The sequence below is a fragment of the Yoonia sp. R78084 genome (genome assembly GCF_044595625.1).
Taxonomy (GTDB): domain Bacteria; phylum Pseudomonadota; class Alphaproteobacteria; order Rhodobacterales; family Rhodobacteraceae; genus Yoonia.
Genome location: NZ_CP138993.1, coordinates 1,355,739 through 1,369,626, shown reverse-complemented (window position 1 = coordinate 1,369,626; position 13,888 = coordinate 1,355,739). Strand labels below are relative to the sequence as shown.

11 protein-coding genes are annotated in these 13,888 nt (G+C 57.6%); all 11 read left to right on the top strand.

The annotated features are described in order from the left end of the window. The first annotated feature begins 22 nt into the window (after positions 1-22). The 11 genes from dusB (at position 23) to SJY29_RS06995 (ending at position 13,835) form a co-directional block, all read left to right on the top strand. Positions 23-1,024, top strand: coding sequence for a tRNA dihydrouridine synthase DusB (gene dusB / locus SJY29_RS07045; RefSeq protein WP_400088199.1), 1,002 nt, complete (start codon positions 23-25; stop codon positions 1,022-1,024). Then, a complete protein-coding gene (locus SJY29_RS07040; protein ID WP_400088198.1) occupies positions 1,021-2,094 on the top strand; it encodes a nitrogen regulation protein NR(II) in 1,074 nt (357 codons plus the stop codon). Before dusB ends, SJY29_RS07040 begins: the two co-directional genes overlap by 4 nt. 2 nt (positions 2,095-2,096) lie before the next feature. After that, entirely contained in the window at positions 2,097-3,470 is a 1,374-nt protein-coding gene (locus tag SJY29_RS07035; RefSeq protein ID WP_110278737.1) for a response regulator, read from the top strand. Between the two features lie 130 nt (positions 3,471-3,600). Beyond that, complete coding sequence (locus SJY29_RS07030) at positions 3,601-5,823, top strand: ATP-binding protein (RefSeq protein ID WP_400088856.1); 2,223 nt, start codon at positions 3,601-3,603, stop codon at positions 5,821-5,823. Between the two features lie 8 nt (positions 5,824-5,831). Continuing rightward, a complete protein-coding gene (locus SJY29_RS07025) occupies positions 5,832-7,235 on the top strand; it encodes a sigma-54-dependent transcriptional regulator (RefSeq protein WP_400088196.1) in 1,404 nt (467 codons plus the stop codon). After that, positions 7,232-8,608, top strand: coding sequence for a Trk system potassium transporter TrkA (gene trkA, locus SJY29_RS07020; RefSeq protein WP_110278739.1), 1,377 nt, complete (start codon positions 7,232-7,234; stop codon positions 8,606-8,608). The genes SJY29_RS07025 and trkA overlap by 4 nt, the downstream gene beginning before the upstream one ends. Next, positions 8,608-10,128 carry a TrkH family potassium uptake protein gene (locus tag SJY29_RS07015; protein ID WP_400088193.1) on the top strand — a complete coding sequence of 507 codons (1,521 nt, stop codon included), beginning with the start codon at positions 8,608-8,610 and terminating at the stop codon, positions 10,126-10,128. The genes trkA and SJY29_RS07015 overlap by 1 nt, the downstream gene beginning before the upstream one ends. 124 nt (positions 10,129-10,252) lie before the next feature. Continuing rightward, on the top strand, positions 10,253-10,486 hold the full coding sequence (gene hfq, locus SJY29_RS07010; RefSeq protein WP_007204924.1) for an RNA chaperone Hfq: 234 nt from the start codon (positions 10,253-10,255) through the stop codon (positions 10,484-10,486). 2 nt (positions 10,487-10,488) lie between these two features. Continuing rightward, a complete protein-coding gene (hflX, locus tag SJY29_RS07005; protein ID WP_400088191.1) occupies positions 10,489-11,763 on the top strand; it encodes a GTPase HflX in 1,275 nt (424 codons plus the stop codon). 454 nt (positions 11,764-12,217) lie between these two features. After that, positions 12,218-12,985 carry a hypothetical protein gene (locus tag SJY29_RS07000; protein ID WP_400088189.1) on the top strand — a complete coding sequence of 256 codons (768 nt, stop codon included), beginning with the start codon at positions 12,218-12,220 and terminating at the stop codon, positions 12,983-12,985. Positions 12,986-13,367: 382 nt separating this feature from the next. Further along, positions 13,368-13,835, top strand: coding sequence for a hypothetical protein (locus tag SJY29_RS06995; RefSeq protein ID WP_400088187.1), 468 nt, complete (start codon positions 13,368-13,370; stop codon positions 13,833-13,835). Positions 13,836-13,888 lie beyond the last annotated feature (53 nt).

Below are 13,888 nucleotides of genomic sequence, written 5' to 3'. Positions count from 1 at the left end.
GCGACGCCTAACCTGTAAGCGAATGATTATCTCTGTGGCAGTAACCGAACAATTGGTCTTGGACGATGTGGCTTTGACGCCGCCTGTGGCGCTTGCGCCTTTGGCGGGAGTCACCGATCTGCCGTTTCGTCAACTGGTCGCGTCTTTTGGGGCTGGCTGGGTTGTCAGCGAAATGGTGGCAAGCCAGGAAATGGTGCAGGCCAAACCCGGCGTGCGCGAACGCGCCGAACTGGGCTATGATCAGGAAGGCACGGCCGTCCAGATTGCCGGACGCGAGGCCTATTGGATGGCCGAGGCGGCGCGCATGGCGGCAGGCAACGGTGCCGCGATCATTGACATCAACATGGGCTGTCCGGCCAAAAAGGTGACAAACGGCTATTCGGGGTCGGCGCTTTTGCGCACGCCCGATCATGCGCTCAGCCTGATCGAGGCCGTCGTCAATGCCGTTGATGTCCCCGTAACGCTGAAAACGCGTCTTGGATGGGATCACGACAGCCTGAATGCAGCCGATGTGGCGCGCAGGGCCCAAGAGGCGGGGATCAAGCTGGTCACGATCCACGGGCGGACACGCTGCCAGTTTTACAAAGGCGCTGCCGACTGGGCCGCGATCCGGCAGATCAAGGACGCGGTGACGATCCCGGTGATTGCGAATGGCGATATAGTGGATGCGGACACCGCGCGCGCGGCCTTGCGGCTGTCTGGTGCGGACGGCGTGATGATCGGACGCGGGGCGCAGGGACGGCCTTGGGTCCTCGCGCAAATTTCGGCTGCGCTGCACGGTCTGGCGGATCCTGTTGTGCCGCAGGGCCATGATCTGATTGATATGGTCTGCGGTCATTATGAGGCGATGCTTGCCTTCTATGGCCCCGAATTGGGGCGCAAGGTCGCGCGCAAGCATTTGGGCTGGTACATGGACGATGCGGGCACGCCGCCCGCGTTGCGTAAGGCAATCCTGACCCACGCAGCACCAGCAGATGTCCTGCGTGATCTTCCCGAGGCGTTCGATTTAAAGGTGGCGGCATGATTTTAGGACAAGCCCTTTGGTCATCCCTGCCGGTGCCGTCTTTGATGCTTGACGGCGATGACGTCATCATCATGAGCAACCCTGCGGCGGAAAGTTTTCTCAACCTGTCGTCCAAATCTCTGGTGGGTGAAAGGATCTGGGAAAAGGTCATGATCGATGCGCCGCTTGAGGCGCCCTATCGCCGTGCAAGAGAAAACCGCACATCGCTTTTCGTAAACGATGTGGATGTCGGCAGCGGCGAGCGCCCGCCGATGCTGTGCAATCTGCAATTTGCACCCCTGCAAGGCAGCGATGACCAGATGATCGTGATGATCAGCCCGCGCGAGATTGCCAGCCGGATCAACCAGAACCATTCGTCCGGTAAAGCAGCCAAATCTGCGATTGGGATGGCGGAAATGCTGGCCCATGAGATCAAGAACCCGCTGGCGGGGATCACCGGTGCGGCGCAGCTTTTGTCCATGGGGTTGTCATCGGAAGATCAGGAAATGACCGATCTCATCGTTGAGGAAAGCCGCCGGATCGTGAAACTGCTCGAACAGGTCGAACAATTCGGAAACCTGCGCAAACCGGTGCTCAAGCCGATCAATATCCACGATATTCTGGACCGCGCCCGCCAATCGGCGGCGGTGGGTTTTGGCGCCCATATGCTTTTCGTCGAAGCCTATGACCCCTCCCTGCCGCAAACGCTGGCAGATGGGGACCAGCTTTTGCAGGTGTTCCTGAACTTGCTGAAAAATGCCTCGGAGGCCTGCAAGGAAGCGGGAACCATCACCCTGCATACCTTCTATGATACCTCGTTACGCGTGCATCGGTCGGATGGCACCCATGCCCGCCTGCCGTTGCAGGTAGAGATTATTGACGATGGCCCCGGCCTGCCGCGCGAGATTGCGGAAGATATTTTTGAACCTTTCGTATCGGGCAAGGAAAACGGAACCGGGCTCGGGTTGGCGTTGGTGTCAAAACTGATCGGTGACGCCGGTGGATGGATTTCGGTGGATAGTGTGCCCGGGCGCACGGTATTCCGGATTTCGCTGCCGGTGGTGCCCAAAGACTATGAAGCAGGAGAATAGCAATGGACGGGACAGTACTTGTTGCCGATGACGACCGGACGATCAGAACGGTATTGACCCAGGCTTTGACGCGGGCGGGCTGCAAGGTGCATGCGACATCCTCGATTGTCACGCTGATGCGCTGGGTTGATGAGGGCAAAGGCGATTTGGTGATTTCCGACGTGATCATGCCTGATGGTAACGGCCTCGAGCAGTTGCCAAAGATTGCAGAGGCACGCCCCGGTCTGCCTGTGATCGTGATCTCTGCGCAGAACACCATCATGACCGCCATTCAGGCCGCTGAGGCGGACGCTTACGATTACCTGCCGAAACCTTTCGATCTGCCCGATCTGATGAAACGCGCCGCGCGCGCATTGGAGGTCAAACGCCGTGCGCCCACGACACGCGCGCCGGATGTGAATGCGACCGAACAGGGCGGTGATCTGCCGCTGGTGGGGCGCACGCCGGTGATGCAGGGCCTTTACCGGCTTGTCGCGCGGGTCATGAACACGCAACTGCCGGTGCTGATCACTGGCGAAAGCGGTACGGGCAAATCGCTGATCGCACGCGCTGTCCATGATTTCTCAGACCGGCGCAGCCTGCCGTTTGTTGTGGTGTCAGCCTCTGATCTGGAAGGGATGGATGGCCCCTCAACGGTGCTGAGCCGTGCCAAAGGCGGGTCGATCCTCTTTGACGAGGTCAGTGATCTGTCCGAGGAGGCGCAGGGCCGGATCGTGCGGATGCTGGATACGCTGGGCGACAATGCGCCGCGGATCATGGCCACCTCGCAAACCGACCTGATGGGACGTATGGAGGACGGGCTATTCCGCGAGGATCTGTTCTACCGGCTGGGCGGTGTCACCGTTGATGTCCCGTCACTGCGCGAGCGTGTGGATGATATTCCGCTGCTGGCCGAGCATTTTCTGGCCCGCGCCGAACGTGATGGCGCGCCTTTACGCCGCTTCGGCGATGCGGCCCTTGATCTTGTCCGCGCCTATAGCTGGCCCGGCAACGTGCGGCAGTTGGAAAACGCCGTGCGCCGGCTGGTGTTTACCGCATCGGAGGATGAGATCACCCGCGCCGAGGTCGAACTGGTCCTCGGTAACCAGCCCGCAATCGAACCGCTGCGATCAGGCGGCGAGGGCGACAAGCTGAGTGCGAGCGTGAACAAGCATCTGCGCCGCTATTTCGATCTGCATGGCGGGGTTCTGCCGCCGCCGGGGCTCTATAACCGAATCCTGAAAGAGGTTGAGGGCCCACTGATCGAGATTGCACTGGATGCAACGGGCGGAAATCAGGCCAAATGCGCAGATTTGCTGGGCATAAACCGCAATACACTCCGCAAGAAGATCACCGATCTCGATATACGCGTGACACGCCGCCGCAAATTGATGTAAAACCGCAACAGAACCGTGGCACTCCTACGTCAGCGTAGCAGAAAGACCACAGCGAATGGCGGTACCGTGGGGGCGACCTCACCACAATAACAGGGCATTGCGCGTGCGGCGTTCCCTACTGGGCCTGAATATGACGCGACTTGGCCGCTGGTTCCGCCAGCGCCATGTGCAAACGGCGTTTACGATCGGCCTTGTGGTGGCGGGGCCACTGCTGGCGGTGCTGACCTATATTGTCGTCGGACCGCTGGATCGCGGGGCGTCGTCCACGTCTCTGCGTTTGGTTCTGCTTCTGGATTTCATCTATGTGCTGGTCGTGGCGGCCTTGGTCATGCGGCAGGTGGCGCGCATGGTCTCGGCGCGGCGCGCCAAATCGGCAGGCTCACGGCTCAGTCTGCGTCTGACCGGGGTCTTTGCGCTGTCGGCGCTGGTCCCCATCGTGCTGGTGGCGGTCTTTTCTGTCACCCTGATTTCGATTGCCCTCGACGGGCTGTTTTCGGAACCTGTGGGCAATGTGTTGCGGACGTCTTTGACAACAGCACAGGCCTATGAAGAAGAGCACCGCCAGGAGTTGACGCGCGATGGGCTTGATTTGGCGGCCTATCTGAACCGCGAACGGCAAGCGAATCTCTTTATGGACGATGGCGAGGTGCGGCGCGCCTTGGGTGACGTGCAGGCGCAGGTGGAGCGGGGCCTGAGCGAGGCTTTTGTGATCGACGGCTTGGGCACAATCGCGGCCCGCGGCGCGCGGTCCTATGAATTTGGCTATGAACGCCCCTCAGCCGAGGATTTCACGCGCGCCGATGACACCGGCCTTGCGATCATTCAAGACTTTGCCAACAACGAATTCCGCGCCCTGATCCCGCTTTTGGCCTTCCGCGACAGGTATCTCTACGTCACGCGCCCTGTGGACGGGAATGTATTGACCTTGCTTGATGATACGACCGAAACGGTGGCGCAATATGAGGAACTGCAGAACGAGCGCGGGCAATTGTTGTTCCAGTTCGGCCTGCTCTATCTGGGATTCGGATTTATCCTGATCCTTGGCGCGATCTGGGGCGGTCTGGTCTTTGCCGAGCGCCTGTCAACGCCTGTTGGGCGCTTGGTGTCTGCGTCGCAACGGGTGGGCTCGGGTGATCTTGATGTGCGCGTGATCGAGGATGACGGCGATGACGAGATTTCCGAACTGGGTCATTACTTCAACCAGATGACGAGCCGCCTGAAAGGGCAGCGCGACCAGCTGATCGAGACAAACCAGCGGACAGAACGGCGGGGGCGTTTGTTTGACTCGGTGTTGCGGTCTGTCACCTCCGGGGTTGTCGGGCTTGATGCCTATGGCCGCGTGACGTTTGTGAACCCCTCGGCCAGCCGGTTGTTGTCCGTGGGTGATCACCCCGAAGAAACGGCGCTCACGGTTGCCGTTCCCGAGTTTGCAGATCTCTTTGCGCAGGTCTGCGAAACCGACCGTGAGAGCGTGCAGGGCCAGGTGAACCTGATCCGCAAAGGTCAACAGGAAAGCCTGCTGGTGCGGATGGCGCAACGCCGCAATGTAGACGGGACATTGGAGGGCTATGTTGTGGCCTTTGACGATGTCACCGATCTGGTCAGCGCCCAGCGTATGGCCGCTTGGGGCGACGTGGCGCGCCGGATTGCGCATGAGATCAAGAACCCGCTGACGCCCATTCAACTGTCGGCGGAACGGATTAAGCGCAAGTTCCATAGTCAGGTCGGCCATGACGCGGACAAGCTGGAACAGATGACGGACGTGATTGTGCGCCAGACCAACGATCTGCGGCGCATCGTGGACGAGTTTTCCAAATTTGCGCGCATGCCGGAACCGGAACTGCATATCAATGACATGACGCAACTGGTGCATGACGCGCTGTCCCTGCAGATCGCAGGCCAGCCCGATGTGCATTTTGCTGCTGAAATTCCCGAGGAACAGGTCTTGGTCGATATGGATGACACCATGATCGGGCAGGCGCTGACGAACATTTTGAAGAATGCAGGAGAGGCGACGGAAACCTATATCAGCCGCCACGGGGCAGAGGGCTATCGCCCTGAAATCCAGCTCCGTATGTCCAAGGACAAGGATACAGTAACGATTAAAATCTCGGACAACGGGATCGGCCTGCCGGAAGATCGCGCGCGCCTGTTCGAGCCTTACGTGACGACGCGTGGCGAGGGGACGGGTCTTGGCCTGCCCATCGTCAAGAAGATCATCGAGGAACACGGCGGTACGCTGACACTGACAGATGCCGAGGTTTTTGCAGGTTCCACTCACGCAGGCGCCTGCGCCATTATTCAACTGCCCGCATCGGTGCAAGCCGCGCGTGCCCCAAAAATTCCAGCATGAGGTAAATTATGGGCGATATTCTGATTACGGATGATGAGCGCGACATTCGCGAACTCATTTCGGAAATTCTGATCGACGAAGGCTACACCACGCGGCTGGCCGGAACCTCGGACGAATGTATGGCCCAGATTGCAGCCGAGCAGCCCGCTCTGATGATTCTCGATATCTGGCTGAAAGACAGCAATATGGACGGGATTGATATTCTCAAGACCGTCAAACGCGACCATCCCGAGATACCGATCGTTATTATTTCGGGCCACGGCAATATTGAGATCGCGGTCGCGGCAATTAAACAGGGCGCCTATGACTTTATCGAAAAGCCCTTCAACATTGACCAGTTGTTGGTGGTGATCCGCCGCGCGATGGAAACCTCGCGCCTGCGCCGCGAAAACGTGCAACTGCGGCGCGGCGAGAGCCAGAGTGCCGAGATGCTGGGCGACAGCGCGGCCTTCCGGACACTCAAATCGCAACTGGACAAGGTGACCAAATCCAACGGCCGTGTGATGCTGACGGGGCCTGCGGGGGCGGGCAAGGAAATCGCGGCACGCTATATCCACGCCAATTCCAACCGTGCCTCGGCACCCTTTGTGGTGGTGAACTCGGCCTCGATCGAACCCGAGCGTATGGAGGAAGTCTTGTTCGGCCGTGAAGACGCAGGGCGCGGCATCGAGCATGGTTTGCTGGAAGAAGCCAATGGCGGTGTCGTTTATTTCGATGAAATTGCGGATATGCCCTTGGGAACGCAATCGAAGATCCTGCGCGTATTGGTCGAGCAGCGCTTTCAGCGCGTGGGCGGCAACGACAAGGTTCAGGTGGATTTGCGGGTGATTTCCAGCACCAACCGCGACCTTTCCGCAGCCATCGCTGCGGGCATGTTCCGCGAAGAACTCTATCACCGTTTGAATGTTGTGCCGATTGCTGTGCCGTCACTGGAGGAACGCCGCGAGGATATTCCGCTTCTGGCCGAGCATTTCATTGAAACCTGCAACAAGTTGCAAGGTCTGCCACTGCGCAAATTGGCAGAGGACGCGCGCGCGCTCTTGCAAACCATGCTCTGGCCGGGAAACGTGCGGCAGTTGAAGAACGTGGTTGAACGCGTTCTTATTCTTGGGGAAAACACGGGCGAGATCACCGCCAAAGAGCTGCCGAACAGTGAAGATGGCGGCGGTGAGGAAGGCCGGATCGTGCTGGCTGGTGGTCTTGCGACGCTGCCCTTGCGCGAGGCCCGCGAGCTTTTTGAACGCGAGTACCTGCTGACCCAGATCAACCGGTTCGGTGGCAATATCAGCCGTACAGCGGCATTTGTGGGCATGGAACGTTCGGCCTTGCACCGGAAGCTGAAATCGCTAGGCGTTGTGACAACGAACAAGGCGGGTGGCCGCGTGGCCTATATTGAAGGCGAAGACGAATGAAAGTCATCATCTGCGGTGCAGGTCAGGTTGGCTGGCAAATTGCCCGTCATTTGTCCGGCGAAAACAACGATGTCACAGTCGTGGACAGCAACCCCGAACTGGTGCGTCGTGCGACAGATACGTTGGATGTGCAGGGCATCGCGGGCTTTGCAAGCTACCCTGATGTGCTGGACCGCGCGGGTGCCGCAGATGCCGATATGGTCATTGCGGCGACCCATTCCGATGAGGTGAATATGGTCACCTGTCAGGTGGCCCATTCGGTATTTTCGGTGCAGCGCAAAATCGCGCGCCTGCGTGCCCAGAACTATCTTGATCCGGCCTATGCCGATCTTTACCGCCGCAATCACCTGCCCATCGACGTGGTCATTTCGCCCGAGCGCGAGGTCGCAGAGGCGGCCTTGCAGCGCTTGGCGGCACCCGCGGCCTTTGACACCGAAAGCTTTCTGGAAGGGCGCGCGCAACTGCTCGGGATCATGATTGATGACGATTGCCCTGTCATCAACACACCCCTGCGCCAGCTGACCGATCTTTTCTCCACGCTCCGCGCCGTCGTGGTGGGCATCCGGCGCGAAGGAACGCTTTTTGTGCCATCCCCCGGTGACCAGATTTTCCCCGATGATGAATGCTATATCTTCACCGACACCGAAGATATGACGCGGACGCTGGAAATCTTTGGTAAAACCCAGTCAAAACAAGAACGTATCGTCATCATTGGCGGCGGCAATGTCGGGCTTGGAGTGGCTCAGGCGCTCGAAGCGCGCACCGAACGTGTGCGTGTCAAGGTGATCGAGAAGAACCGCGAGAATGCCGAACGCGCGGCGGATGCGCTGGACCGGACGATCGTTTTGCATGGCGACGGGCTGGACAGCGGTTTGCTCGAAGAGGCGAATATTTCTTCGGCTGACGCTGTGCTGGCTGTGACGGATGATGACAAGACAAACCTGCTTGCCGCTGTCCGCGCCAAAGAGATGGGCTGTAAAATGTCGATCTCTTTGGTGAACGATCCGACCTTGGTGCCGCTGATGGGCCCATTGGATATTGATGCCTACATCAACCCCCGTGCGGTGACTGTAAGTTCGATCCTGCGTCACATCCGCCACGGGCGCGTGCGCGGTGTCTACTCGATCGGGGATGCCGAGGCGGAAGTGATCGAGGCGCAAGTGCTGGGAACATCACCGATTGCGGGCCAGAAGGTGAAGGATATCGACTTTCCCGAAGGCACATTGATCGGCGCGGTCATGCAGCAAGGCAAAATCGTGCGCCCGACTGGCGAGACGCGCATCGAAGAAGGCAACGTGATTGCGATTTTCGCGATGTCCGATGACGTGCCCGAAGTTGAACGCCTCTTGCAGGTCTCGATAGACTTCTTCTGATGGCTTGGATTGTCCGGCTTCCATTTTTCGTGATCCTGATGGGTCTGGGTGCGGCGTCGATGATCGTTCCTGCGGCCCATGGCGCGGTCATGGAAGACTTCGACACGATGCGCGTATTCTTTTACGGGTTTATCCTGTTTTCGATCATCACGCTGATGATCGGTCTGGCCACCGCGGGCTATGCGCCCCGCAGTGTGGCCCGCAGCCAGCTGGTCGGCCTTTTTGCGGCCTTTTCGGCCCTGCCGATTATGTTTGCGATCCCCTTCTATGTGGCTGTCGGCAACACGACATTCCTGGACGCATGGTTTGAAATGGTGTCGAGCTTCACCACCACCGGTGCCACGGTTTATGACACTGCAGGGCGGTTGACACCGTCGCAGCATCTCTGGCGCGGTCTGGTGGGCTGGATGGGTGGTCTGCTGGTCTGGGTGACCGCTGTGTCAATTTTCGCACCCATGAACCTTGGCGGGTTCGAGGTGCGCGCGACGGGCAACGCGGGCAGGGGCACCAGTGGCGGATTTACGCAGATTGCGCATATTGCCGATCCGTCTGAACGGCTTGTGCGCTATACGCTGGCCCTGACGCCGATTTATATCGGCCTGACAGCGATACTCTGGATCGGGCTCGTGATTGCGGGGGAATTTCCCTACATCGCACTGATTCACGCCATGTCGACGCTCTCGACCTCGGGTATTTCGCCTATTGGCGGGCTCTATTTTGCCGCCTCGCGGTTCTGGGGCGAGCTGTTGATCTTCTGTTTCTTCATTTTCGCCCTGTCCCGCCTGACCTTCAGCCGTGGCCTGATCGGCGAGCGGGAGCGCGGGTTGCGGCGCGATCCCGAGTTTCTGACAGCACTGGTCCTGATCGGCACGGTCACGACGCTTTTGTTCATGCGCCATTTCATTGGTGCCGCCGAACGCGCAGACCCTGCCGGTTTGCAGGAAGTGGCATCAGCGCTTTGGGGCGGTTTGTTCACAGTGACCTCTTTCTTGACGACAACCGGATTTGAATCGCATTTCTGGGGCGGCGCAACGGACTGGTCAGGCCTGAACACACCGGGGCTGTTCCTGATCGGACTTGCCCTCATCGGGGGCGGTGTGGCGACAACGGCAGGCGGGGTCAAACTCTTGCGGATTTACGCGCTTTACCGTCATGGCGAAAGGGAACAGGAGCGCCTTTTGCATCCGTCCTCTATTGGTGGCGGCGGCAAGGACGCGCGACGTATCCGCAAACAGGGCGCCTATATCTCATGGGTATTCTTCATGCTGTTTGCGATCAGCATTGCTGCGGTGATGCTGGCTCTGTCGCTGACAGGGGTACAGTTTGAAACGTCAATGGTGCTGGCGGTCTCGGCACTGTCGACAACAGGGCCATTGGCCTCGGTTGCTGCAGAAACGCCGATTGCCTACTCGGGAATTCCCGATGCCGCCAAGGTCATTCTGGCCTTTGCCATGGTCCTGGGACGCTTGGAAACGCTGGCGATCATCGCGCTCTTCAATCCTGAAATCTGGCAGCGCTAAGCGCTTCTTTTAATGTGTAAATAGGGGGTGGAAACTCCAGATCAGGCGCGACATACTGAGCCTGACTACACTGGGGGGCCGGTCCGCGGCCGCAAGAAAAAGAAAAAGAAAAAAGGGTTTGGCGATGGCTGCCGACAAAGCAAATCTGCAAGACGCATTCCTTAATCATGTGCGCAAAACAAAAGTACCCGTCACGATTTTCCTCGTGAACGGTGTGAAACTCCAAGGCGTGATCACCTGGTTCGACAGCTTTTGCGTCCTTCTGCGTCGTGACGGACAATCGCAGCTTGTTTACAAAAGCGCGATTTCCACGATCATGCCGGCGCAACCGATCAGCCTTTATGAAGGTGAAGAGTAACTTTGCTCGAACATGATCGCCCCGTGACACGGGCTTGGGTACTGCATCCCGAACTAAAGAACGACCAGAACCGCCGCGCGGCTGAGCCTGCTTTGGCGGAAGGATTGGCTTTGGCCGCTGCCTTGCCTGATCTGGATGTGATTGGCGGCACCATCGTTCGCCTGCCGAAAATCCAGCCCGGTAAACTCTTTGGCAAAGGCAAGATCGCAGAGTTGAAACAGGTGTTTCACGACGCCGAAATCGAGCTTGTCCTGATCGACGGCCCCGTGACCCCTGTGCAGCAGCGCAATCTGGAAAAGGAATGGGGCGTCAAACTGCTTGATCGCACCGGTCTTATTCTTGAAATCTTCAGCGACCGCGCGCGCACCTCCGAGGGCGTGTTGCAGGTGGAAATGGCCGCACTGTCTTACCAGCGCACGCGTCTCGTGCGGGCATGGACCCACCTTGAACGGCAACGCGGTGGTTTGGGCTTTGTCGGCGGCCCGGGTGAAACCCAGATCGAGGCCGACCGTCGCGCTATTGACGAACAGCTTAACCGCCTGCGCAAGCAATTGGCGAAAGTCGTGAAAACCCGCGAATTGCATCGCGCATCCCGCGCCAAGGTGCCGTTCCCGATTGTCGCTTTGGTGGGCTATACCAACGCGGGCAAATCCACGCTGTTCAATCGTCTGACAGGGGCCGAGGTCTTTGCCAAGGACATGCTCTTCGCGACACTTGATCCGACCATGCGCAAGATCGTGCTGCCGACAGGTGACGAAATCATCATGTCCGACACGGTGGGTTTCATCTCTGATCTGCCGACCGAACTGGTTGCGGCCTTCCGTGCGACATTGGAAGAGGTGCTTGACGCGGACCTGATCGTGCACGTCCGCGACATCAGCCATGAACAGACCGAAGAACAGGCACAGGACGTACGCGCCATCCTCCAAAGCCTTGGCGTGGCCGAAGAGGCCCCGATCATCGAGGTCTGGAACAAGGTCGACCTGCTGGAAGGTGACGCGCGCGATGCGGTGCTGACACAGGCAGCGCGCATGGACGATCTTTACGCGATTTCCGCGGTCACGGGCGAGGGGTTGGACAGGCTCTTGGCGGCGATCCCCGACAAGCTCAAAGACCCGCGCAGCGAGGAAAAGCTGACGCTGACCTTCGCCGAAGGGCGCAAACGCGCATGGCTCTTTGATGCGGGGATCGTCACGGATGAAGTGCAGACCGAAACCGGTTATGACCTGACGGTGTTTTGGACAGCTTTGCAGAAAGAACGGTTTGTGCGGTTGTAGGGGAACGGCAGCTTTGCGGACCTAGTGGACATTCGCTGCGGCTGCTCCAATGGCCGCCTTTATAATTTCTAGTGCATCATGATGGTTGATGCGGGGGGTGAATTCTATCTACTTGACCTTGTGGGATCAATTAAGCGTCGATGAAGCTGCAATGCACCAGTTATGACTTGTTCGACCATACTGCAGGTATCCTCTTGGAGATAGAAACTCCCAACTAGCCAACAAGCGAGTCAGGGCAGACACTAAACGGTTTAGATTTGGTGCACCCTGCACTGGGGAAAGGGAAAAGTACCAATCATTTAGACAATCTGTTGGAAAATATGCGGACGGGGAAGCTCGGTGGCCGTAGCCGCCCGTCAATCCACCAGACACTTCATGGCCTTGGCGCTTTTCAGCTTTCCAAAATAGTATAGTGGCATAAACACAACCTATGGTGTCGGGAGTGTCTTAAACTTTGAAACGTTTGCTTCTAACTTTTGCTTGTTTTGCTGCGTTTTTCTCTACTTCGGGACGAGCAGAGGTACCTGCGGCGGATCCCGACAGAAAGGAGCAAGCACCTAGCGTGATCGACCCCGATCTACATCCCTGCCGTTACTTCACGCTAGAAGAGGAAATGATAGACTTCTTTATCGGTATGGAGCACGAGGAACGACTGGTACCGATACGCGTTCCGAAACGCTATCTGGAAGACCGCTTCGATCACGAAGAGGGCGCGGTGCATGGGGCGCAGCTATTCCGGATAGAAGTCCCAACTTTTGAGCCAATCACCCGCCGGGAAACTGGTCGACGCAACGCGGCGGGGCTTCCGTGGAACTGGATGAATTTCATTATCAAAGATCAGCTACCATTGGATCACACCCTAGGGTTGCGACTTGCATTGCCCATCTCCGTAGACGACATCGGAAAGCCTCGTTCTGTTCCAGATTTTCGTGATTTTCCCAATCTGACTGGCCCACATGGCTTGACCAGCGTGGTCGCCCCTGACCGTTTGGGAGGAGAAGATCTCTTTGTTCACTATGACGACGAACAGAATTTGGCCGGATGGATGCTCTGCAGCGTGCGGGGTTTGAATCATACTCAAAACGAGCGCTGTTATCACACTACCCGCCTCTCAGAAATGGACGTGGGCATCAGCTTCCGCCGTACAGAACTATCAAATTGGAACATCATCTATCAGAATGTTGCGCAGTTTTTAACCTGTGCGACCTCAGAAAACCTTTGAAGGGAACAGCTCAATGCCGCTTAGTCAGACCCAACTCGATATTCTGGGACTCCACGTTCAGGCGGGCGACAGAATCGCCTATTGGGAAACGCTATCATCCTATATCAGTCGTCTTTCCGCGCGGTAGTCGCGGGTCACACATTTTGCAAAGTCGGCTGTGCGGGACGGAGCGGTTTTTCGCTGCCCAGGGGCCAATGGCCGCTTTCCTTCGGGGCTCTACGAGTGATCGTTAGGTTTTTTGGCAAACGGCACGCAAAGCGGTTTCAATAGGCTTTTCACTTCCGGTTTTGTTGAATTTCCTATTTAAACCGGCTTTTAGACTTTTGGTCGCGGCATACTGATATTGCCACACTGAGAGTAATTGGCTTCTGGGCGGTTTTTGATGGCGAGACGGGCAATAGAGTGGAACGTTGGCGATGTGTTTCTTGTGGAAACGGAGGGTGGACGGCGTTTTCTCGCACAGGTGATTGGTAAAGGGCTCGATACCATGAAATCCGCCCTGTGTGCTTATACTTTGGTTGAGTACGCAGAAGGTCGGATTGAGATTGGACCCGCCGATTTTATTACTGTGCAGTTTACGACACGGGACCTCCTTGAAAGAGGTAAATGGAACATTGTAGGCAATCAGCCCGCGCCAACGATTTCCAGCTACTTCGAGAACTATGAAGACCTAATGCGCTCTGGGTTCTTCGGCGTTACCGTGCGTGGCTCCGGAGTTATCCGAAAGTTCTTGGAAGCTTGCATAGGTGAACGATATTGGGACTCTTTTGCAGATCCAGAATATTTTGAAATGCTACTTTTGCCAGGGTTAGAGAGACCTCCTACGGCAAAACTGCACGACCAATCATAGCCGACATTCGTACAGCGTGCAGCATCCGACAGTTTGGGCTCTAAGCCGACTTT